This window comes from Pelodictyon phaeoclathratiforme BU-1, from assembly GCF_000020645.1.
In the GTDB taxonomy this organism is placed as follows: Bacteria; Bacteroidota; Chlorobiia; order Chlorobiales; family Chlorobiaceae; genus Chlorobium; species Chlorobium phaeoclathratiforme.
This window is the reverse complement of the sequence record NC_011060.1, coordinates 1,051,052-1,074,043: the sequence shown is the minus strand read 5'-3', so window position 1 is coordinate 1,074,043 and position 22,992 is coordinate 1,051,052. Positions and strand designations below refer to the sequence as shown.

Here is a 22,992-nt window from a genome sequence, read left to right as displayed (position 1 = left end):
CCCTTACTGCCGCTCTCCTCAACCTTGTTTTTGGCTCCGCCTGGCTCAAAAGCAAAGTCAGAAAACTGCCAACTGACTACGGCTCACAGACAACACGGAAGCCAACATGATTAAGACTGTTTTCAGGTGGATAATAACCACGATTAGCCGACCGGCAACGCCCGGCATGTTGATCCCAGCAACCACCACGAATTACTCGCTGAAAAGTATCATCGGAACTACCATAGGGACCATACCAATTTTCGCACCACTCCCATACATTACCATGCATGTTGTACAACCCCCAATTATTTGGAGCAAAACTATTCACTGGAACAGTATTCTTACGAAACTCACCTTTCTTATTATGATCATAAGGGAAATGACCATTATAATTTGCCTGCGATGTAGTGAGATTGTAACCCGTATTAAACGGCGTTGACGTTCGACTTCCTGCTCGGCAAGCATACTCCCATTCTTCTTCCTTTGGCAATCTAAATGTTTTCCCTGTTTTATTCGAGAGCCATTTGCAATAACTTATTGCATCATTCCAGCTCACATAAATTACCGGATGATTATCCTCGTTTGCTGGTCGCCGACTGCCCAATACGCCACACTTCCAGTCACGCTTACTTCTCACTTGTTCAGCATCAGTAAGATATTCCGTGGCCTCAATAAATTTCCTGAACTCTGAAACCGTCACCTCATAACGGCTCATGTAAAAAGCACTCAGACGCACCAGATGCTGTGGTCCTTCATCATCATATGCCTCATCTTCGCTTCCCGGACTGCCCATAAAAAAAGTACCACCACGAATTGGCACAAAGTTGAGCTGTGCCATCTCAACAGCAACATTTGTATCCGCTGGCAGATTTTTTCCAGAAACCACTTTTTCAGTGCTGGATACTACCGATGGAACAACAGGCTCTACTGCAACAACGTTGAGCAGTGCTTTCTCGGCAGCAACATTCGTGGCCACTGGTGGATTGTTGCCAGGAACCACTTTTTCGGGGCTGGATACTTCCAGAGGAACAACAGAATTTCCTGTTTTATGGTTTATAAAATAAAAAAGACCGACAATAATCACTGCGAGAGCAACAACCGCCCACACCGCCTGCTGTCGTTGTATTTTGGGGAACAACCGCTCTGACGAATTGTTTTTCGTTTGAAATAGTGGCGCTTTGGGTACTGCTGTTGGTACAACGGTGCCTCGTTCTGCTGACTTTGGTGCTGGTGCAGGTTTGACAACATGCGGTGATGCTGAGGAAATTTTTGACTCTATCGCAGCAAGGAGTGACTGGAATGGTGGATAAGAACTATTGTTTTTCCAGCCTGAAATATCAGCAGCCTGAATACGCCTGAATCCTTTTGGTGCATCAACCGTATCAAGAAACAAAGGAACAAGAACCCCTCTTTGTTTGGCCTCATCAGCTTCCTCTTTGACCCAGTCAGAATTTACCGAAGAGTGCGACCAGACAGCAAGCACACAAGACGACTCTTCCAGCGCTTTTCCAATAAAGCTCTCCCATGTTTCACCCGGCGGAATTTCCAAATCCCAGAAAACACTCCAATTCCGGTGTTCAAGCTCTTTGACAATTGGCCTGACGCGCTCTTGATCTTCACGAGCATAGCTGACAAAAATATCGGTCATGAATCCGTTTCAGGTTTTCTTCTGCAGCAAATTGTCCTAAGGTCATAAAGAATATAACCTTTTACCCTTATTTTTCAGGCAGCATCACCCAAATTCCCGCAACTACCGCATCAAATCCTTCCGCGCCATCCCGTACATGTGGACATAGAGCAAATTGAATTTAATGCACTCCGTTGATACTCCGGTTGTTCATCCTGTAAATCAGCATCGCAGAAATAAATCTGAACACAATTCGCCATGTTTCGGAATAGTAAATTTCTGCTAAAATCTGACACTGGAGCATGACTGAGAAGGCAAACAAAGCAATGACCCCGTTTGAGCTATGCCCGGTATGCGGTGGAGACGTGATTGAAAAAGAGGTTGAAAAATTGATTCTCGGGGGTAATAATACCGCTGTTGTACACGTAAACGCTGAAGTCTGCACCCATTGTGGTGAACGATTATACTCGAAAAAGACGATCACGTTGTTTGAGCATATCCGGTCACGTCTTACAACTGGTGATGTTGCAGGCTTCCTTCCCATGGGGCAAACCTATAAAGTTGCCGGTTAAACACGGATAACCTGACGCTGTTGAGCAACGTTGAACTACAAATAAGATGCAGGGAGATATTGTGCGATACGCACTTTGCTCTATCCGGCGTGCTCAACCCTAAAGGCAATTCATGCGGCTACAGTCACAGTCGATAATGCGTAGACTTTTTTCGCATATTTACTGGCAGTAGCAACATCACCCGTTTTCAATGTTTCTCTCACACGGTCGAGTTTTAACGCATCATCAAGGCTGATATAAGATGCCCACCCATCTTCAGAATCGATGATCTCAATTTCAACATCTGCCGCATAGTTACCTTCGTGAATAAACTTTGTATGTTTTCGGGTATTCATCTTTTCCTCCTGGTGAAATTATCATCCCACTTATCGGGATCTGGACGATAAGCGGTTATAAGAACGGCTGGAGATACTTTTCCTCGGGCGATTCCCCAAACCACATGGACAGGTTGCCGATTTTGATCCTCTTGCAGCACAAGAACGCAGGATTTGATTTGAGTATCCCCAAAATGAAATTGGTATCAAGAAGATAGTTATTGCCATTCATCCCGTAGTCGTTTCTGGATTTCTAACGGATCACCGAAAAACGTGGCGGAAGTCTCCAGACCACCAACTATATCGATCAGCATCTCTTTACCTGATGCACGTTCATCTGCCATTTTTTTTTGCAGGAACTCGGCAAAATCAAGTATCTCAGCCACTACCGGTTCAGGAAGCTCTTTTGCTGCATGATAAAGTTTCTCCGCTGTAGTCATCTGGATTCCCTGTTGCTGAACATGATGATCTTCTGTTTTTTTTGACAGCACTTCACGTATGATAATCATAATGTGTAGAGATACGTAAAAAATGGGGGTGGGAATAATATAATGGATGGACCGACGCGTGGGGGCGCGGGAACCGCGCCCCTACGCGGGTTCATGACCGGGATATCATTCGTATAAACCGACGTTAATCCAATTCGTGCAATTGGCGGGTTAAATCTTTGCGGGCTATGCCGTACATGTGCACATATAACAAATTGAACATGAGCACGGCGGAGCGGAGGCGGGGGGCTCGGGCGGCTCGCTTTAGGGCGTTCTGGACGGTAAAGACCCGTTTGGTGAGGGCGGTGTAGCTTGGGATGAACTCTTGCAGTGGTATGCGCAGGGGTTTGTAGAGCATCTCCTGGCCCCATGAGAATTTGAAGGCGTCGTGATCGTGCGGGGAGTGGAGCAGGCGGCCTTCGAGTGCAAGTCGGTCGAAGACACCGGTGCCGGGAATGGGGCGCAGGAGGTTGATGCCGGGTACGTCGATGCCGGTCTCTTCGATGAAGGCTTCAAGTTTTGCGGGGAGTTCAAGGCTGTCTTCGTCGAGGCCGTAAATGAAACTGCCGTAGACGCAGATACCGGCTTTTCGTATGTTTTTGATGCACTCCACCTGACGGTTGGAGGGGTTATGGAACTTTTTGTGGGCGTGATTGCTGCCGTCATCGAGGCTTTCGATGCCGACCAAGAGAGCGCCGCAGCCTGAGCGGGCGAAGGCGTCAAGCAGTCGAGGCTTTTCACCGAGGGCTGTGGTGGCCTGGCCTACCCAACTGATCCTGAAAGGTTCGAGTTCGCGGAAGAGTTGTTCAGCGTACGTTTCGTCGGCGTTAATGGTGTCGTCGAGGAAGAAGAAGATCCGCTTGTCCTCTTTAAGGAACGTTTCAACCTCCCTGAGGACGGCTGGAATGCTCCGGTGACGCAGTCGGTGGCCGTTCATGACGTGGACGTTGCAGAAGTCGCAACTGTAGGGGCAGCCCCGGGTGGTCTGCACGACGTTGGTGGTGAAGTAGCTCTTGATGTCGAGCGCACTTTTACTGACGGTGCGCTCAATGGAGAGGTCGGGAAAGCTCTCAACCCGGTACTCTGCTTTCAGGCTGCCGCGAAGCAGATCCTCCTGCACCTCGCGCCAGATGTCGTCGGCCTCCCCTATCACCAAAGCATCGGCATGGTCGCGGCACTGCTCGGGGAAGATGGTGACGTAAGGGCCGCCAAGCACTACCTTGATTCCTCGGGAGCGGAGCGCATGGGCAAGCTCAAAGGCAGGCTTGACCGCTCCGGTCTGGACGCTGATACCTGCCATATCCCAGTGCTGGTCGAGGGGGAGCTTTTCGAAGCGGAGGTCGCAGATGGTCTGGCTCACTCCCGGCACAACCTGTGAACTGAGAATCATCAGGGCGAGGGGAGGAATGGCAAATTGCGCCCGCCGGATGATGTTGCTCAGGGCAGAGTCTTTCAGTGAGGTGAAAATGCTTCGTTTGGCTGAGGCGCTGTCGAGTGAAGCCGCTCCGTCAACGCCGCTGTCGGCCTGAATAAAGATGAGCAGAACCCTCTTCTCCCCTGCAACCGCCATCAATAGCCACCCCCGTTGCGTGCCAGCTCCTGCAGCTTTTTTAGCTCCAGCAGGGCATCGAGAGGAGTTAAGCGGTCGAGGTCAAGAGCCTCTACCGCGTTGCGAAGCTGGTTGTCGGACTCTTCAAAAAGGCTGATCTGCATACTTTTTATTTTTGGTGGCCGGTTTTGGGGAATTTGAATGTCGCGCTTCTCCATCCCCGCAAGAATCTCTTTGGCCCGCGAAATCACCTCCGCAGGCATTCCGGCCATTTTGGCCACTTCAATGCCATAGCTGTTGTCGGTGGAGCCGCGAATAATCTTGCGCAGAAAGATGACGCTATCGGCGGTTTCGACGACGGTTGCGTTGTAGTTTACCACCCCGGGCAGACGACTTTCCAGTTCGGCAAGTTCGTGATAGTGGGTTGCAAAAAGGGTTCTTGCCCCGATTGAACGGCAGATATATTCGCTCATCGACCAGGCAATCGACATCCCATCAAAGGTGCTGGTTCCCCGGCCAATTTCATCGAGCAGCAGCAGGCTTTTTGATGTGGCGTTGTTAAGAATGCTTGCCGCTTCGTTCATTTCGACCAGAAAGGTGCTTTCGCCGGAAGCGAGGTTGTCGGAGGCGCCGACCCGTGTAAAGATTCGGTCAACAAGCCCGATTTCCGCCCGTTCAGCCGGAACGAAGCTGCCTGCCTGTGCGAGCAGAACAATCAGGCCGGTCTGACGCAGAAAGGAGCTTTTTCCGGCCATGTTGGGGCCGGTTATGATGAGCATCTGCTGTTTTTCATCGAAGTGGCAGTCATTGGGCACATAGGGATCCTCGGCGCTCATCATCCTTTCGAGTACCGGGTGACGGCCACCAACGATAGCAAGCTTTTCGTGCGTCATGATCTCCGGTTTGCAGTAGCCATATTCAGAGGCGCAGAGAGCAAAGGAGCAGAGAGAGTCGATTTCGGCAATCAGTGCGGCATTTTCCTGTATCGCGGAGGCGTTCTCGGCAATAAGCAGGCAGAGGTCGTGAAAGAGCTGCGCTTCGAGTAGAAAGCTTTTCTCTTCGGAGTTGAGAATCTTCTCTTCATACTCTTTCAGGGCTGGAATGGTATAGCGCTCGGCATTGACAAGGGTCTGTTTTTTTTCATAATAGGCCGGTACCTTGTCGATGTTGGCTCGGCTGATTTCGATATAGTAACCGAAGACCTTGTTGAAACTGACCTTGAGCGATGAGATGGTGGTGGCTGCCCTCTCCTCCTGCTGAATCTGTAGAAGACGATCTTTAGCGGTCGAGGCAATGGTGCGGAGTTCATCAAGTTCTGCGTGATATCCGGTGCGGATGTAGCCGCCATCACGCATGGATGCGCCCGATTCAGGGTCAATTGCCTGTTCAATAGATGCCGCAAGTTCCGGGAGCGGTTTCAGATTGGACGCGAGAGCGATGAGCCGGGCCGAGCCTGCCTCACGAAGCAGTTCCTGAAGAATCGGAATAGCCGAGAGTGATAAACCAAGCTGACGAACCTCTCTTGGGATGGTACGGAACGTGGCAATACGGGCAAGGCAGCGCTCCAGATCATTGATGGCGGATAATTGTTCGGAAAGAGCCTCCCGCATTTCGCGGCATTCGGAGAGTTCTCCCACAGCATCAAGCCGCATCCGGATCTCATCAACCCGCTTCAGCGGTCTCTGCAGCCAGCGACGCAGAAGCCTTGCCCCCATCGGGTTGCGGGTGCGGTCGATCACCTGAAGCAGACTTCCATTCTGTGTGCCATCCTGCATGGATGAGATAATTTCAAGATTTCTCTTGGTCTGCAGGTCGAGGGTCATATACTCGGCGCTGTGCAACTCCCCTATCCGGGTAATGTAGTGCAGACGATTCTGGCGGGTCTCTTCGATATACTGGAGAATAACAGCAGCCGCTACCCTGCCCGCCCGGTTGCCGTCAATGCCAAAGCCTTTCAGGGAGTGGGTTTTGAACTGCCGTGAAAGAACCTCCTGCGCCTGATCTTCGCTGAACATCCATGAATCAAGTTCTGTAACAAGCGTCTCCGACGAAAGTGCCTTTTTCAGGAGTTCCGACCGCTCCTTCTCGGCAGAGGAGACAAGAACTTCCGAGGGGTGAAGTGAAAGAACAAAATCCTTGAGCTCTTCGATATGAAGCGAAGCAATTTTGAATTCAGCCGTGGTAACATCAATAAAGGCGACACCGGCAAGAAGCGTCCTCCCCTCCTTGAGAAAGGCAACAGCGCAAAGATAGTTGTTATGGCAGTCGTCAAGCACCTTGTCGCTGTAGGTAATGCCAGGAGTGATGATATCGGTGATTTCCCGGCGAACAATCCCCTTCGCATCCGCAGGATCTTCAACCTGGTCGCAAACCGCAACCTTGAACCCTTTTTTGACCAGTTTGGCTATATATCCTTCACTTGCATGATGCGGGAAGCCTGCCATGGGGATTTCCGCTGTGCGTTTGGTCAGCACAATATTCAGCGCGGCTGAAACCGTGACTGCATCGTCAAAAAAGGTTTCATAAAAATCACCCACCCTGAAAAGCAGTAAAAAATCAGGATATCGCTCCTTAACCTCAAGATACTGCCGCATCATGGGAGAATGCTCTTTCTGTATGGTACCCTCGGCTTTGCTCATGGTGCTGATAATGCGATGATGAAACCCCTCAGAGATCGGAAATCCGGCCTGTTTTTTCAAAAAGAAGCTACTGCAGCACAACTTAATAAACAAGAGCCGGAATCGCTCCCTGCAACTTGACAAGGGCTTCAGGAAACAGTATGTTCAAGGAAGAGTATAGGGATAATATTTCGACTGGTGAACGATGGTTTTTCACACGATACTGCGGTTTCTGCACATCATCTTTTTTGCATCCTGGTTTGGTACCATTCTGGCGTCACTCTTCCTCCTGAAAGCGCTTGAAGAGAAACTGACCAGCAGTGAGGGTAACCATGAAGAGTATGCCTCCCTGCTCCGGCGCTTTCTCAAACTGGAGACAAAAGTTGCCGATGTTGCCGTCATCGGGGTCATCCTCACGGGTATCACACTTGCGGCACTTTACCACGGATGGACAATCTGGATTTTTGTAAAATCCCTTCTGATCGTGCTTCAGATTGCCCTGACCATCGGTTATATCATGCACTCAGTCCGCAACATCTCCTATCCCTGTTCCAGGCAGGAGTTTGGAAACTGGTACCGTCTTTTTGGGATCTCTCTCATCATGTTTACGCTGGTACTCATGGTCACTTTTTTTCTTCTCTGAATCAAGGAGAACGATATCCATTCAGTAATTTGATTTTCAGGGAATTAATACTATATTTGAGACCTTTATCACTAAAATATTTGTGTAATGCAGGCGCTGATCAAGATTTCCGACAAACAATATCTGGTAAAACAGGGGGATACGCTTTTCGTTCCCAGACAAAAGAGTGCCGTTGGCGAAACCATGGCAATCAAAACCATGGCACAAATTGACGGAGAAAATACCGTTCTGAACCCTGCAGGGAGCATTCAGGCAAGAATTCTTGGTCATGTCAAGGATGAGAAGGTAATCGTTTTCAAGAAAAAACGCAGAAAACGCTACCAGTCAAGAAACGGACACCGTCAGCAGATGACCCAGATCGAAGTTCTTTCGCTGTAAAAAGAAAATTCAGGATTTTTAACGTTAATTTTTTGCTATGGCTCATAAAAAAGGTGGCGGATCGACAAAAAACGGTCGCGACAGTAATCCGAAATATCTCGGAGTAAAGGCTGCTGGTGGCTCAACCGTGGCCGCAGGCACAATCATTCTTCGCCAGAGAGGCACTGTTATCAAGCCGGGCATGAATGCTGGTCTTGGACGTGATCATACCATTTTTGCTTTGATTGATGGCGTGGTTACCTTCCGCAACGGACGGAACAACAAAAAGCAGGTCAATATCCTCCCCTGCTGAGTTGGGCTTGCGAATAAATAAGGTTACATCGAAAAAAGCCGTCTTTTTCAAGAACGGCTTTTTTTATTTTCGATAGGCGCTTCTGCACATGTCACAAACTAAACTAATCTAACTAATCTATTCATATGAAAATAACAGTTATCGGAGCGGGAAATGTAGGTGCTACTGCCGCCCTTCGCATTGCTGAAAAACAGCTCGCAAAAGAGGTTGTGCTGATTGATATCGTTGAAGGCATCCCTCAGGGAAAAGCTCTCGACATGTACGAGTCCGGAGCTGTCGCTCTTTTCGATACCACTGTCCTTGGATCCAACGATTATAAAGATTCTGCAGATTCTGATATTGTGCTCATTACTGCCGGTCTGGCAAGAAAACCCGGCATGTCAAGAGAGGATCTTCTGAAGATAAACGCCACAATCATCAGGGATGTTACCACAGAGGTGATGAAATATTCAGCCAACCCGATCATCATCATGGTCTCGAACCCGCTGGATGTGATGACCTTTGTTGCATGGAAGGCAAGCGGTCTTCCAAAAGAGAGAGTAATCGGTATGGCAGGTGTTCTTGATACTGCGCGTTACAAAAATTTTATAGCCGAAGCATTGGATGTTTCCATGCAGGATATCAGCGCAATGGTACTTGGCGGTCACGGAGATTCAATGGTGCCGATCGTAAATTATACCAATGTTGCCGGTATACCGTTAACAGAACTGCTTCCGCAGGATAAGATCGATGCACTGGTAGAACGCACAAGAAATGGCGGCATTGAAATTGTCAACTATCTGAAAACCGGCTCTGCGTTCTATGCACCGGCAGCATCTGCAGTAGAAATGATTGAGGGAATCACCAAGGATCGTAAACGTATTATCCCTTGCACAACCCTTCTTGAAGGTCAGTACGGTATTGAGAGTGTTTTCTGCGGTGTTCCTGTCAAACTCGGAAAAAATGGTGTTGAGCAGATTCTTGAAATCAACCTCACCGCCTCCGAGCTGGAAGCACTCCGGAAATCCGCCGCTCTTGTTGAAGAAAACTGCAAAAACCTCGCAACTCTTCTTGGATGAACACTGAGTTCTGAATGAACTGGTGTACATTGAAAAAAGCGGATGAAAATCCGCTTTTTTCAATATTGGGCAAGCAACAAAACAGTAGGGTGACAGACCAGTTACTCAGCACATGCCGGCTCTTCGTGAGTAATGCAATGAATGGCGCCGAGGCCCCATACAAGATCGGAACAATCGATACCAACAACCCGCCGGTCAGGGAAAAATTCCTGCAGGATATCTATGGCTTTCTGATCCTGCGGACATCTATAGGTCGGAACAAGCACCACCGTATTGGCTATATAGAAATTGGCATAGCTTGCCGGCAGACGAAACCCTTCAAAAGAGAGTGGGAATGGCATCGGTAGTTTAACCACGGTGAGCGGATGACCACCAAGGTCGGTAAAGCTCTTCAGTCTCGTGTAGTTCTCCTGCAACGCTTCATAATTCACATCCGATGGATCATCCTCAACAGCAATCACCACGGTTGTCTCATTGACAAAACGGGCCATATCGTCAACATGACCGTCGGTGTCATCACCAACAATACCATCACCAAGCCAGAGAACTTTTTCAACGCCAAGATAGTGATGGAGTTCCTGCTCAATCTGCTCGCGACTCATTGCAGGATTGCGGTTTGGATTCAGAAGGCAGGCTTCACTGGTCAGCAGCAGCCCCCTTCCGTTGACATCAATTGAGCCACCCTCAAGAACCATCGCAGGTGAAACAAGCGGCAAGTGCTGCAGGGAAGCAATTTTTTCCGGAACCGCATTATCGGCCTCATAGGATGTATATTTTTCACCCCAGGCATTATACTCCCAGTTCAAAATAATTTTTTCACTTCTGCCCTCTCTCTGACGGAAAACAAAGTTCGGCCCATGATCCCTGCACCAGGCATCATTGGTCGGTATCTGGTAAAAAAAAAGGCGATTCATCTGCAGTTGGGGATGGTCTGCATTACGAAACAAGGCGAGCACCTGCAGCTCCATCGCTTCATCAAGAACGTTAATATGCACCTCCTCGGAAGAGCTCAGCCAGGATACAATTTCTACAAAGACGGCAGGAATAGGCTCAAACTTGCCTGGCCAGGTCTCAAGCCTGTGAGGCCAGGAGAGCCAGGTCGCCTTATGAAAAGCCCACTCAGGGGGCATGAAATAACTCAACTCAGTCATAAAAAAAATCGGTCAGTTCAGGAATTTGCATCACGATCGGCAGCATACTCTCTGATACGCATGATACGCTGTAGTACCGGGGGATGGGAGTAATTGAGAAAAACGTAGAACGGGTGTGGTGTCAAATTTGAAAGATTGTTGCGTGACAACTTTTTAAGAGCATCGGCCAGGGCCGTTCCCCGCTCAAAGGTCGATACCGCATAGGCGTCAGCCTCGTACTCATGTTTTCGTGAAAGAAGCTGGAGAAGAAGAGAAAGTATCCACTCCACGGGAGTATAGAGCAGCGAAAAAAAGATCAGGCTGCCATAGACAGAGAGATCCTTCATGAAAAATGCATCAAAAAGGGAGCGGTTATTCATAACAAGAGAGAGAAGAAAAAACAGCGCACCAAGATTGCAAAAACTTAGCACCAGATTGACGATGATATGCTTTTTCTTGAAATGGCCAATTTCGTGAGCAAGAACTGCGACCAGTTCATGAACAGGATGAGCCTCAATCAAGGTATCGAAAAGGGCAATTCTTTTGCGTTTGCCGAAGCCGGTAAAAAAGGCATTTGCCTTTGCCGAGCGCTTTGATCCATCAAGAACAAAAATACCGGAAAGCGGAAACTCTACTTTAGCCGCATACTGCATGATCGCACTCTTAAGGTCGCCCTCTTCAAGAGGAACAAACTTATTGAACAAGGGCATAATCCATGTCGGGGCAATATACTGGAGCAAGAGAGAGACCATCGTAATCCCGCCCCAGGCCAGGAGCCAGGCCATCGAACCTGCTGTCTCAAAAAACCAGAGAACTGCAGCAAGCAAAGGGATGCCAAGAAGCAGTGAGAGGAGAATGGTTTTCAACAAATCAGCCACAAACACCGCTGGTGTCGTTTTATTGAAACCAAATTTCGCCTCAATAACAAAGGTTTTGTAAAGACTGAAGGGAAGATCAATCACTGTCTGCATCAGCAGCAAGGCTCCGATATAGAGCACACCGCAAACGATTGGACTATAACCGTATCCTCTCAGGAACTGGTCGAGGAGATTAAAGCCGCCCGCAAACCAGAAAAGCAGAAGAAAAGAGAGATCAACCGCCGCAGCAAATAACGAAAAACGGGTTGAAACGCTCAGATAATCCCGTGATTTCCGGTAAGCCTCCTCATCAAACAGTTCGATGAACTCATCAGGCACTCCGGCTTCAGAGGCCTTGAGATTCAACAGTTCCGAAACCAGTTTAACAAAAAAAGTAAGAAGCAGCGTAAAAAAAACGACCGCACCAAATAGATTCATAAGAGCAGAGTATATTAAAAGGGTATATCAAAAAGGTCTTTTTGCACCCTTTACTCGTCAAGATAGCGTTTCTGCAGTTCAGAGTACGTTTCAATCCGGCGATCACGCAAAAAAGGCCAATGGGATCGGTAAAACCCTATACGACTCCGGTCACAATTGGCAAGAAGAATCGTTTCATCCTGATGAGCAGCCTCCTCAACAATCTGACCAAAAGGATCGCAGACAAAACTGTTGCCCCAGAACTCCAGCTCATCTTCAATCCCCACCCTGTTGGCCGCTGCAACGAAAACACCGTTGGCAATGGCGTGGCTTCTTTGTATGGTCATCCATGCCTCCCGCTGTGAGCGTCGCACATCGGCTGAGATCTCATCGGTTGCCCATCCGATTGCCGTTGGATAGAAGAGGATTTCTGCTCCCTTGAGCGCAGTCAACCGTGCTGCTTCAGGATACCATTGATCCCAGCAAATCAGCACGCCAATCGTGGCATAACGGGTTTTAAAAACCTTATAGCCAAGATCTCCCGGCGTGAAATAAAACTTTTCGTAAAATCCAGGGTCGTCAGGAATATGCATTTTACGGTATTTACCGAGATAGCTTCCGTCAGCATCAAGAACAACTGCCGTGTTGTGATAAAGACCTCTTGCCCTTATTTCAAAAAAGGAGGCAATAATAACCACCTCCAGTTCTCGGGCGAGCTCCTGCATCAGCAGTGTTGAGGTACCGGGTACTGGCTCTGCGTAATCAAACGATGTATAATTTTCTGTCTGACAAAAATAGCGGGTCATGAAAAGCTCCTGCAGGCAGATAATCCGGGCACCCCGGGCTGCAGCTTCCCGTATTTTATTGCATGCTTTTGCAAGATTTTCAGTCGGATCGCTGGTGCAGGAGGCTTGAACGAGTGCTATCGGAACCATTTCAGAATACATTACTGAGGCATGTGATTATTGAAATAAGGGAACAAGAAGACCTGCCGCAAACAGCAGCCCGTGAAGGGTCATCAACTTTCCCGTACCGGCCAGAACCTGATTCAACTCTTTGCCCTCGCTCGCATAGAGCCTCCTGATCATCATGAAGGCAAGTGGAGCTGAGAATAGCGAAAGCAGAACCCAGGGCGAATAGTGGTTCAGCCAGAGCAGTGCAGGAACAAGATAGGCAAGAACCGTCAAGGCGATATAAAGCCTGCGCGCCCAATCACCGCCAATACGCGCCGGAAGGGTCATTTTCCCAACCTTGCGGTCAGTAACAATATCGCGGATATTATTTACAAGAAGAATATTGACCGAAAACGCCCCTGGAGCTACCGCTGCGAGAAGGATCGGCAAGGTAAGAGTTTGAGCTTGAACATAGTAGGTACCTCCGACAGCAACCAGCCCGAAAAAGAGAAAAACAAAAAAGTCACCGAGGCCGGAATAGGCTATCGGATAGGGGCCTCCTGTATAACCCCAGGCAAAAAGAAGTGAGAGCAGACCAATGACGAGAATCGGCCAACCTGCAATGGAGACGAGATAGAGGCCAAGGAGAAAAACAGCCCCAGCCAGTGAAGCTGATACCGTAATCATCTTTTTTTCGCTGATGATACCAGCGGCAACCGTTCTTGTCGGACCAAGCCGTTCGGCGGTATCAGCTCCCTTGCGAAAATCATAGATCTCATTGATAAAATTGGTAGCTACCTGGATGCCAAGCGCACAAATCAGGGCAACAAGAGCCGGAAAAGGGCGAAACTGACCATCAGCGGCAGCAAGGGCGGAACCAAGAACCACCGGCATCGCACCCGCAGGAAGGGTTTTTGGACGAATCGCAAGCATCCACGCCTGTAGTGATGTTGGCTGTGCCCTCTTAACCGTTGTCTGGTGCATTCCTCTTTTCCTTTGCCCCTTTCAAACTACTGAACATATGACGTATCTTCTCACCTGGCTTGATATAGGTTAAACTGTTGCGTACAGCCATTGCCGCATCACTTAACCCTGTCTGAATAATTTTAAGCTTGCCCGGATAATAGGCAATATCACCGGCAGCATAGAGCCCGTCAACCGACGTTTTCATATGACTGTCGACAACAAGCGCATTATCGGCCAGTTCGAGGTCCCACCCCGCAAGAGGGCCGAGATCCGACTTGAAGCCAATCAGCAAAAGCAAACGGTCGGCTTCTATACGGCGGCTCTTCCCACTTTTTGAGCGAAGGTGAACTGCCGTCAGCACCTCCCCCTCTCGATCAACTGAACGTACCTCAGTATTCAAAAACACATTGACCCGGCCACTCTCTTTGGCTTCGAGCACCTCTCTTGCCGTCTTGCCATGACCCTGAAACTCATGCATTCGATGAACCAGAGTCACCTCGGCTGCAGCATTCAGAAGACCAACTGTCCAGTCAAGAGCAGAATCCCCTCCACCAACAATAACTACCCGCTGACCGACAAAATCACTGATATTCTTGACTGCATAAAAGACACTCCGACCTTCAAGATCATCAATATTGTTCAACTGGGGCAGCTTGCGGGGTGAGAAGGCACCCAGGCCAGCAGCAATCAAGAGCGCTCTCGAAAGAAAAACCTTGCCAGAACTGACGGTAACCTCGAATGAACCGTCGTCAAGCTTGCGATACCGGGTTACCGTTTCTCCAAGAATTACTTCCGGATTGTACCGTTCAGTTTGCTTCCATAAACTCTCCACAAGCCCGGCCGCTGGCACTTCAGGAAAACCGGCGACATCATAGATATGTTTTTCAGGATAAAGCGCTGCAAGCTGCCCGCCAAGCTGAGGCATACTTTCAATAATACGGCAGCTAATATTGTTCATGCCACACTGGAATGCTGCAAATATTCCAGTAGGACCACCGCCGACAATGGTGAGATCACGAATCTCCTCCCCACCGTCAAAATAGAGCTTGTTCAGGGTCATTGGATAAAGGGGTACCAGATTACTGTATATTTTCCTGATCAGGAGCTTTTTCTGTGCCCGAATTTTTCAGATAGATTATACCCTCAGGATCGACCATACCATACAGGATCGTAATCAAATGATCCTGCTCGTCCAGTTCATGGATCTCCACATGCATGGCCTCCCTCTTTTTTACTCGATTACCTTCATTATCAATAAAGTAAAAGAGAGCCCGGGTTCCACCATTTGGAGTAACTCCTTCAAACAGGTAGGTACCATCTTCAAGCTCATCAAGTGCGCAACCCGAAGCTGAGGAATCTATAGGACAGGATGCACACTGAGAGTAAAAGCCCGCCTCTGATTCAGCATATTCACAAACAGGAAATTTCATAATCCCACCATCATGTTTTTTTTTCAGATATAACGACCGTCAATATAACACATTTCCAATTCATCCACACTCCCGTAAAATATAATGCGAACAATGAGTATACCTGTTAATCGAGTACCTTTGTGGTGGTAAAAACGCTCTTTTTCCGTAAAACAGAGTCTATAACTCCATTCACTGTGGTTGCAAAACGCTGTACTGTTTTTCAGACTGACAATATTTGCTGCATCAAATACATTCTGGAGCACGGATAGTACACCTGCTTTCGATCGTCATGATTGAACACGACGAAATTTATTGATTATATTGTTTGGTAGATTTCAGATGTTAAAGGAGCACCGTTGATAACGCGAATGTGGCCGGGGAGCTGAGAAGATCAAGAAAATGTCTCTGCACATACAAGAAACATAAACCCCAAAGAGCCTGTTTAGAGCAGAATCAGCCGCTGATGATTGTGGAATGTTTTTGCGCTTGAATACTTGACCCGGAAGCACACCATTTTTACAAAAAAATCCCTTGACGGCTAAAACAGAAGAAACGTAACCATGAAAGACCTCTCTGAAATTGCGATCCTCTTTGTGGATGATGAGCAAGATACACTTGGTTCGTTAAGCCGTTTTTTGCGTAAAGAGCCGTACATAAAACACTTTACAACAAGTGGAAAAGAGGCTCTTCAACTGCTCGAAACTCATGACATTCAAATTCTGTTAACTGATTTGCGCATGCCGGAAATGTCTGGCATGGAACTCATCAATCGGATAAAAATAAGCCATCCGGACATAGTTCGTGTTATTCTGAGCGGCATCCATGATATCGATCAGATTATTGAGTCCATCAATACTGGTGAAGTCTTCCGTTTTATTCCGAAGCCTATTGAGCCACAGGGATTTAAAAAAATCATAACCGATGCGATTGATTATTATCAACTGAAAACTGAGCGGGAGATGCTGTTCGATCAGCTTGAGACGAAAAACAAGGAGTTGTCGAAAGCCAATGATGCGCGTTGCGTCATGTCGGCAGAATTACGACAGAGTGAGGCACAATTCCGGACAATGAACGACTCCGCATTTGACCCCATCTTTCTCCTCAATGAACAAGGATTTATCGTTTATGTCAATCTTGCCGCTGAGACTATTTTCGGAATAACCGAGCGAGCATTCCATCTGAAAAAATTTACAGACATTATCTCGCCACAACCCGACTCCTGCTCCCTTTATAATGCCTGTAAAAAACCCTTCCAGAATCTTGCATCGCTCAGAAATGGTAATGTGCGACAAATAGAAGGCATCAAAAAAGATGGTGGTACCATTCCTCTTGAGGTCACAACAGGAACCGTCATGCTTGACTCCGTTCACCATACCGTCATTATCGCACGAGATATCTCTTCCCGAATTGAGGAAGAGAAAAGCCGGGTACGTTATGAGCACATGCAGCAAGAACTTGAGGCACAAATTGAACAGAAACTGCTGCAAAGTACCATCCCCAATTCTCTTGATGGAGCTTTGATGGGTCAGTTTACGGTCTCTTCAGGTCATCTTAACGGCGACTTTGCAGAGTTTATTCTTTATGACAACAAACATGCTGATATCATCATTGGCGATGTCATGGGACATGGCATCCTTTCGGCTCTGGTCGGTGCGGGATTAAAAACGCTTTTTCTGAAAACAGTTGCTCAACAAAAACATCAGCGCCATAAACTTCCTGAATTGCAGGACATTGTTACTAACGTGCATAAACAGTGTATTCTTGAGCTTCTTGAGATCGGCATTTATGCAACGCTGCTCTTTATACGCCTTGATCTGGAAAATATGGAGTTTTCCATGATTGACTGCGGTCACACACCCTCCATTCATTTTCATGCTGATGAGGGCGTCTGCACACTGCTCAAGGGAGAAAACCTGCCAGTCGGCATGATTGAAAAGCAAGAGTACCAGACAATTACTTTCCCGCTCGAGCAAGACGACATTCTTGTGATGTACTCCGATGGCATTACAGAGAGCCTCTTGCCAGACAATACGTTATTCGGCACCGAAAGACTGAGCGATCTGATTGCACAGTATCACAAACTGCAGCCTGAGGCATTGGTCGAAAAAATCAGTAACCATGTTTTTGAGCTTACCGGCAGACGAACCTTCGATGATGATGCAACCTGCATTGTTATCCGCATCGGATCCCTTAAATCCTCGATGAAATTTGCTCCTGATGAGCGCAAGATTGAAAGCGGGACACTTGTCGGTTGAAAAAGGGGTTACAATCAACAGGAAAAAGAGCCTTCTCATTCAGTTAACTCATAAGAATAATGTGCTCTACCATACTCGTCATTAGCGATAGACAACGAAGGGAGCCCTGCTGGAAAGAAAGCAAAGAGCAACGTCAGGTCAAATTGCTTTTCGCAGGTTCCGTAGCAGATGCGCAAGAGTGGATTGCTGGAGAGAGTGTTGATCTGACACTTATTGCCCTGAAGGGCCCGGATGATGAAACATTTGCACTTGTCCGCCAATCACTTGAAAAAAATCAAGAGACAAGAGTCATGTTTTTCTCTAATGATAAGGAGTTAGACGACACACTGAGCGCTCTTGCAAAATTCCCGCCAGGAGAACTCAAAAAACTCTTTTCAACCAGGGCGATTGCTGGCGCGACAAAGACAGCGCCGTTTACACACCCGGAGAGAATCGGAACAGCCTCATCACATGAAAGCACAAGCTTCAACGAGCATGAACTTATTGGTAATACGACCGAAATAGAGCGACTCAAGGCCCTTGTGCGTAAAATAGCACCCGTCGGTAACGCCATCATGCTTCAGGGAGAGACAGGAGCTGGTAAAAAGGTGCTGGCCCGTACCATACACAACCACAGTTCAAGAAAAAACGAGGTTTTCATCCCTGTAGATTGTTCTGCAATCAATAAAAGCAATGTTGAGGAGAAATTATTTGGTTGCAACGCAAAGGCGTCTGCCGGAGCTGCTCACCGTACTCTCGGTCTTGTCCGATCGGCTGATCAAGGAACCCTTTTTCTTGACAGAATTACAGAACTGCCGATAAGCGTACAAACAAAAATAGTACGCACCATAAAGGAACGTACCGTTAAACCGGTCGGTTCGTCCACAATCTATCCCGTCGATATCAGAATCATTGCCTCTTCCAACCGCAATCTTGTTGAAAGTGTTAAAAACGGAACCTTCTGCCCGGACCTCTATGAGCACCTGAATACCATTACACTCTATGCTCCCCCATTACGCGAGCGTTGTGCCGATATTCCTCTCCTGTGCACGCACTTTATCAACAAGCTTTTCTATGACGGCTATCCCAAAAAACAACTTTCCGACAGCGCCATGGCTGCTCTATGCAATCATGAGTGGCCAGGGAACATACGCGAACTGGAAAACGTTATCAGATGTGCTCTTATTCTTTCGGATGGGAGGCAGGTAGAACTCCACGACCTCTCACTTTCCGACAAAAACAATGAACAACAGCTCTGACAGCGACTGAGAACAAGCAACAGGTGACAGGTGACACGGATCGTTGTAATGCTCGTTTCGAAAATATTGTTAACAACATCTTAAAGAGCAATCAAAAAAGGGAGTGTGATGCTGTGAATCAGAGAAAAGATTCCTTAAAAGCTTTGGAAAAAAGACTCTCTGGTCGTTCATCGGGGCATAAAAGTGTCGTGAAGCGAACTCTCTTCAAACTCAGTGCAGCAGCAGCAGGAGCGCTTGAGAGAGTTATTGAGATAACTGCCACACTCGTTGTGACCCTTACCGTTACGGTTCCATTGCTTCTTGTCCTGCTCTTCCGCAAACTCGTTACTGGCACGAAAATCTTTACGTCCAAAACCATTGCGGGAGCTGGCGCCATGCCCATAAGAGTTTATCAGTTCAATACTATCAACACACCCTTGTGTGATCTCCCCCTCTTTTTTGAAGTACTGACCGGACGCCTTGCTTTAGTCGGTACAGCAATCAAAGAGTGGAACCTTAGCGACGCAACTCCTGAAAATGGATATATTGGCATGATGAAGCCTGGTATTATTTCGCTGTGGGATGTTCGGCAATCCAGTAAAATAGCTCATGAAGGGCAACTCTCAATTGAATGGGAGTATATCTTTAAAAAACACCCGTTTTATGATTTCATGCTGTTGTTGCGTGCACTGCCAGCCATGCTCTACAGTGAAAAAAACAAAACAGCATCGTCAATATTCCGGTTGCTTGATATCGACCTCAGAAACCTTACCATGGTTGAAGCCGTTACCCTTATTGGAACGAATCTTGCACAAAAAAAACAGTGCACCATTTATTTTGCAAATCCTGACTGCTTTAATAAAATGATCTCCGATCGGGACTATTTCACTATTCTTAAAACAGGTGATTACATCTTCCCTGATGGAATAGGGCTTGTTATTGCAGGAAAAATGCTTCAGACACCGCTCAAGGAAAACATCAACGGCACCGATATGCTCCCCTATATCTGCAGAATGGCTGCATCGAAAAGTCATTCCATTTTTCTCCTTGGCGGAAAACCAGGAATCGCTCAGAAGGCTGGAGAAAAAATCAGCGCCTCATATGGTGTATCCCTGGCAGGAACCGCCCATGGCTATTTCGATCACCAAACGGAGAGTGATGCTGTTATCGAGACAATCAACAACTCTGGAGCAGCGATACTTCTTGTAGGATTCGGCGCTCCACTGCAAGAAAAATGGATCAGCCGCCACCGTCACCAACTCAAGGCTGAAGTACTTATGGGAGTAGGCGGACTTTTCGACTTCTATTCAGGAACCACCAAACGTGCCCCCGCCTGGGTCAGGGAAATAGGCTTCGAATGGATCTACAGGATACTTCAGGAACCTGGACGAATGTGGCGAAGATATGTGGTTGGCAATCCTCTTTTTCTCTATCGCGTCATGAAATGGAAAGTATTCAGTCATGAAATAGAAAGTATTCACGCAAACGCAATAACCGTTAAACCTCATGGAGCTTGATCCAACTGTAAGAAGAGAGCTGATACGTCAAATCAGTGGCTCACTCAATCCAAGGGTACGCTACAGAAGGGCCCTGAAGGTTACTGCGTGGGAAACAACAATCAGATTTTCCTACCTGCTGAAAAGAGTACTCGATATCAGTGTTTCAATAGCAGCGCTGGTTGTTTTGTTTCCCCTTCTGCTGATTACAGCAATTGCCATCTGGATAGAAGATCCCGGCTCTGTATTCTATGCCCAAATACGTGTTGGCCAGAACGGCAGACATTTCAGATTTTATAAATTCCGTTCGATGGTTGTCAATGCCGATAAACTCAAACAGGCACTTGCCAGCCATAATGAATCTTCGGCTGGCGTGATCTTTAAAATGAAAAAAGACCCAAGAATCACAAAAGTCGGAAAAATCATCCGTAAATTCAGTATTGATGAGTTGCCGCAACTGCTGAATGTACTCATGGGTGATATGAGCCTCGTTGGGCCAAGGCCTCCGTTGCCAAACGAAGTTGCCAAATATACTCTTGAACAACGAAAGCGGCTGCACGTGATCCCTGGCATTACCTGTTTGTGGCAGGTCAGCGGAAGAAGCGATATCCCATTTACTGATCAGGTTAAACTTGATATGCAGTATATACAGAGTGCAGGTTTTCTTAATGATATCCGATTGCTTCTGAAAACCATTCCCGCCGTCCTGACCGGAAAAGGTGCTTATTAACCATAGGAGAAGTTCAATGATTTTTCATCTCGATACATCAACAGGCCAGTCCGTCGGCATAGTAACACTGAAGAACAGAATCGATGCGAGTAACAGCAGCGAACTGCAGAAGGTATTTACGCAATGGTTGCAACAGGCAAGTGTTTTTATTTTTGACTGTAAAGAACTCGACTTTATTGACAGTTCCGGGCTCGGAGCAATTGTCTCCTGCCTGCGCAAAGCGCTTGAACAGCATGGTGATCTGAAACTTGCTGCCCTTGGGCCAAAAGTATCCATGATTTTTGAACTGACAAAAGCAAAACAACTATTTTCGATTTTTTCTGACGCAACTGAAGCGCTGCAATCATTCAGCACCGTTGGTACGAAATAAAAGAACTCCATGAAAACACTTATTGTCATCAGAGAACAGGAGTATGCATGGCTTCGTGATATGTTGCCTGGCGTTCACCCGCTGCTTGTACCCGTATGCAACAAGCCTTTTATCGAATTCTTTATAGACTTTTCGATCTTTACCGGCAGCAAGGCCATACGTATTATAAGTGATGGGCTCCTTGGTGAAGTGGAACGTTACTGTGAAAATGGAAGTCGCTGGGGAGTTGAAATAAGTTATGGAAGCATGCAACCTGCTGACGAACTCCCAACGGTCATTGATAAAAACCGGCGCTTCTGCCTTGAGGAAAGAGTTCTGATCATCAAGGGCTTCCTTTTTATCCATTATGATAAAAAAAGAGACTACACCACCCTTTTCGCATCGCTCCCCTCTGGTGAGTTGCTCAGTTGCTGTCATGGCAGCATCACTCTTACAGGAACAGTGGAACCGGAAAGCAGTTCTGCCGATATCCCCTTTTCACTTACAGCTCTTGACACTGTTGGCAAATACTACAGTCTCTGCATGGAAATTCTGAGAAGTGAATTGACAAACTATGTTATACCCGGATACAGCAGCGAAGCCGACTGCTATATCGGCAGAAACGTCGTCATTCCAAAAAGTGCTGAAATAAAAAAGCCGGTTATTATCGGCAACAATGTACAGTTACTTGCCAATACCGTTATCGATACCAACAGCGTCATCGGCAATAACGTCATTGTTGACCGGGAAAGCATTATTTCGGGCAGTATTGTGATGGACAACACCTATATCGGTGAACATCTTGAGGTGAAAAACAAAATCGCAGCAGGCAATCTCCTTATTGACCCTGAAAGCGGCACCTCCATTGTCATGGAAGACCCTCACCTTTTAACCGGCATGACTCAATCCAGAGCGGCAGGCACACTGCTTCGACGAATGGTGCACGCTCTTGCCGCCACCTTTATGATTCTTGTGCTGTTATGGCCTTATCTTCTGCTTCGGCCTGTACTGGGACTGCAAGGCAAGTGGAAAAGAGTGAGAGAGACCTATTATAACGATCTGCCAGGAAAAACTGTTACGCTGACAAAGACAACCATAGACTCCGACGAGCCACTCGGTCAACTTGCCAAAACCCTCTCTCTTGACCGTTTTACCCTGCTCTTCAGAGTACTCAGTGGAAAGCTTGCCCTTATCGGTTATCATCCTGTCCCGATCAATCCTGCTCTTCGGATCATCCCCAATAACACGACAGGCTACACTCCTGCCGTTTTCAGCTATGCAGAAGCCGAAGACTGGCCTGAAATTGGCATTGACACAGAAATAGTTGAACATTATTATGCCGTTCATGGCAATCCTCTAAAAGATATTGCCATGACACAGAAAGCCCTTTTCAACAGAAATCATTAAAACAGGTTGGGTATGAATATCAGTGAAAAAACCATCAACAACTATAAAGTTCTCTCGTTGCGGGGTATGCTCAATGCATCCTCTGCTCCGGCACTGAAAACCTGCGTAGCCGGATTCCCCGATGAACAGTCGATTGTCATTGACCTGGAGAACGTTGATTTTCTTGACAGCAGCGGCCTTGGTGCACTGGTAGGAATTGCCCGAAAAAAAAAGGCGAGCAAAGCCATTATGAAACTGGCAAGAATGAATGAAAGAGTCAAAAAAGTATTTGAAATAACACAGGCACACACCCTGTTTGATATTTATGATGATGTTTCAGCCGCGGCTGATGCATAACAAAGA

The 22,992-nt window shown here is 47.4% G+C and carries 24 protein-coding genes; 12 read left to right on the top strand and 12 right to left on the bottom strand.

Annotation, left to right across the window (positions count from 1 at the left end; translation table 11 throughout):
• Window positions 1-76: 76 nt before the first annotated feature.
• Window positions 77-1,630 (bottom strand): SUMF1/EgtB/PvdO family nonheme iron enzyme, encoded by a 1,554-nt coding sequence (locus PPHA_RS14515; protein WP_012507816.1) that lies wholly within the window; start codon window positions 1,628-1,630, stop codon window positions 77-79.
• A gap of 281 nt (window positions 1,631-1,911) precedes the next feature.
• Here PPHA_RS14515 and PPHA_RS05135 point away from each other — a divergent pair, with 281 nt between their 5' ends.
• Entirely contained in the window at window positions 1,912-2,181 is a 270-nt protein-coding gene (locus tag PPHA_RS05135) for a YgiT-type zinc finger protein (RefSeq protein WP_012507815.1), read from the top strand.
• A 110-nt stretch (window positions 2,182-2,291) separates the two neighbouring features.
• On the opposite strand, the gene PPHA_RS05130 is transcribed toward PPHA_RS05135, so the two are convergent.
• From PPHA_RS05130 to mutS, 5 genes are all read right to left on the bottom strand, one after another.
• A complete protein-coding gene (locus PPHA_RS05130; RefSeq protein ID WP_012507814.1) occupies window positions 2,292-2,516 on the bottom strand; it encodes a hypothetical protein in 225 nt (74 codons plus the stop codon).
• Window positions 2,513-2,656, bottom strand: coding sequence for a hypothetical protein (locus PPHA_RS16730; protein ID WP_397233741.1), 144 nt, complete (start codon window positions 2,654-2,656; stop codon window positions 2,513-2,515). Before PPHA_RS16730 ends, PPHA_RS05130 begins: the two co-directional genes overlap by 4 nt.
• A gap of 57 nt (window positions 2,657-2,713) precedes the next feature.
• Window positions 2,714-2,935 (bottom strand): DUF2281 domain-containing protein, encoded by a 222-nt coding sequence (locus PPHA_RS05125; protein ID WP_012507813.1) that lies wholly within the window; start codon window positions 2,933-2,935, stop codon window positions 2,714-2,716.
• Window positions 2,936-3,128: 193 nt separating this feature from the next.
• Window positions 3,129-4,553, bottom strand: a complete 1,425-nt coding sequence (locus tag PPHA_RS05120; RefSeq protein ID WP_012507812.1) for a B12-binding domain-containing radical SAM protein — start codon at window positions 4,551-4,553, stop codon at window positions 3,129-3,131.
• Window positions 4,553-7,171 carry a DNA mismatch repair protein MutS gene (gene mutS, locus PPHA_RS05115; RefSeq protein ID WP_012507811.1) on the bottom strand — a complete coding sequence of 873 codons (2,619 nt, stop codon included), beginning with the start codon at window positions 7,169-7,171 and terminating at the stop codon, window positions 4,553-4,555. Before mutS ends, PPHA_RS05120 begins: the two co-directional genes overlap by 1 nt.
• A 184-nt stretch (window positions 7,172-7,355) precedes the next feature.
• Between mutS and PPHA_RS05110 the strand changes: the two genes are divergently transcribed.
• From PPHA_RS05110 to mdh, 4 genes are all read left to right on the top strand, one after another.
• Window positions 7,356-7,793, top strand: a complete 438-nt coding sequence (locus PPHA_RS05110; protein WP_012507810.1) for a hypothetical protein — start codon at window positions 7,356-7,358, stop codon at window positions 7,791-7,793.
• Between the two features lie 87 nt (window positions 7,794-7,880).
• Window positions 7,881-8,171 (top strand): 50S ribosomal protein L21, encoded by a 291-nt coding sequence (gene rplU / locus PPHA_RS05105; RefSeq protein WP_012507809.1) that lies wholly within the window; start codon window positions 7,881-7,883, stop codon window positions 8,169-8,171.
• Between the two features lie 37 nt (window positions 8,172-8,208).
• Window positions 8,209-8,463: a 50S ribosomal protein L27 gene (gene rpmA, locus PPHA_RS05100; RefSeq protein ID WP_012507808.1), complete on the top strand. Its 255-nt coding sequence runs from the start codon at window positions 8,209-8,211 to the stop codon at window positions 8,461-8,463.
• Between the two features lie 125 nt (window positions 8,464-8,588).
• Window positions 8,589-9,521, top strand: coding sequence for a malate dehydrogenase (gene mdh, locus PPHA_RS05095; protein WP_012507807.1), 933 nt, complete (start codon window positions 8,589-8,591; stop codon window positions 9,519-9,521).
• A gap of 101 nt (window positions 9,522-9,622) precedes the next feature.
• Here mdh and PPHA_RS05090 read toward each other — a convergent pair whose 3' ends face one another.
• Genes PPHA_RS05090 through PPHA_RS05065 form a run of 6 tightly spaced genes read right to left on the bottom strand, consistent with a single transcriptional unit; the run spans window position 9,623 to window position 15,214 of the window.
• Complete coding sequence (locus PPHA_RS05090) at window positions 9,623-10,672, bottom strand: agmatine deiminase family protein (protein WP_012507806.1); 1,050 nt, start codon at window positions 10,670-10,672, stop codon at window positions 9,623-9,625.
• A gap of 17 nt (window positions 10,673-10,689) precedes the next feature.
• Window positions 10,690-11,946 (bottom strand): M48 family metallopeptidase, encoded by a 1,257-nt coding sequence (locus PPHA_RS05085; RefSeq protein ID WP_012507805.1) that lies wholly within the window; start codon window positions 11,944-11,946, stop codon window positions 10,690-10,692.
• A 50-nt stretch (window positions 11,947-11,996) separates the two neighbouring features.
• Window positions 11,997-12,872: a carbon-nitrogen hydrolase gene (locus PPHA_RS05080; protein WP_012507804.1), complete on the bottom strand. Its 876-nt coding sequence runs from the start codon at window positions 12,870-12,872 to the stop codon at window positions 11,997-11,999.
• Between the two features lie 15 nt (window positions 12,873-12,887).
• Window positions 12,888-13,802: a 1,4-dihydroxy-2-naphthoate polyprenyltransferase gene (locus PPHA_RS05075; RefSeq protein ID WP_012507803.1), complete on the bottom strand. Its 915-nt coding sequence runs from the start codon at window positions 13,800-13,802 to the stop codon at window positions 12,888-12,890.
• Window positions 13,783-14,844 (bottom strand): NAD(P)/FAD-dependent oxidoreductase, encoded by a 1,062-nt coding sequence (locus tag PPHA_RS05070; RefSeq protein ID WP_012507802.1) that lies wholly within the window; start codon window positions 14,842-14,844, stop codon window positions 13,783-13,785. Before PPHA_RS05070 ends, PPHA_RS05075 begins: the two co-directional genes overlap by 20 nt.
• Window positions 14,845-14,863: 19 nt before the next feature.
• Window positions 14,864-15,214 (bottom strand): hypothetical protein, encoded by a 351-nt coding sequence (locus PPHA_RS05065; protein WP_012507801.1) that lies wholly within the window; start codon window positions 15,212-15,214, stop codon window positions 14,864-14,866.
• Window positions 15,215-15,756: 542 nt separating this feature from the next.
• Between PPHA_RS05065 and PPHA_RS05060 the strand changes: the two genes are divergently transcribed.
• From PPHA_RS05060 to PPHA_RS05030, 7 genes are all read left to right on the top strand, one after another.
• Window positions 15,757-17,451 (top strand): SpoIIE family protein phosphatase, encoded by a 1,695-nt coding sequence (locus tag PPHA_RS05060; protein WP_012507799.1) that lies wholly within the window; start codon window positions 15,757-15,759, stop codon window positions 17,449-17,451.
• A 59-nt stretch (window positions 17,452-17,510) separates the two neighbouring features.
• A complete protein-coding gene (locus PPHA_RS14510) occupies window positions 17,511-18,689 on the top strand; it encodes a sigma-54-dependent transcriptional regulator (protein ID WP_012507798.1) in 1,179 nt (392 codons plus the stop codon).
• A 188-nt stretch (window positions 18,690-18,877) separates the two neighbouring features.
• Complete coding sequence (locus PPHA_RS05050) at window positions 18,878-20,185, top strand: WecB/TagA/CpsF family glycosyltransferase (protein ID WP_223293991.1); 1,308 nt, start codon at window positions 18,878-18,880, stop codon at window positions 20,183-20,185.
• Window positions 20,175-20,894: a sugar transferase gene (locus PPHA_RS05045; protein WP_012507796.1), complete on the top strand. Its 720-nt coding sequence runs from the start codon at window positions 20,175-20,177 to the stop codon at window positions 20,892-20,894. The genes PPHA_RS05050 and PPHA_RS05045 overlap by 11 nt, the downstream gene beginning before the upstream one ends.
• Before the next feature lie 16 nt (window positions 20,895-20,910).
• Entirely contained in the window at window positions 20,911-21,264 is a 354-nt protein-coding gene (locus PPHA_RS05040) for an STAS domain-containing protein (protein ID WP_012507795.1), read from the top strand.
• A gap of 9 nt (window positions 21,265-21,273) precedes the next feature.
• Entirely contained in the window at window positions 21,274-22,650 is a 1,377-nt protein-coding gene (locus PPHA_RS05035; protein ID WP_012507794.1) for a glycosyltransferase, read from the top strand.
• A 12-nt stretch (window positions 22,651-22,662) separates the two neighbouring features.
• Entirely contained in the window at window positions 22,663-22,986 is a 324-nt protein-coding gene (locus PPHA_RS05030; RefSeq protein ID WP_012507793.1) for an STAS domain-containing protein, read from the top strand.
• Window positions 22,987-22,992 lie beyond the last annotated feature (6 nt).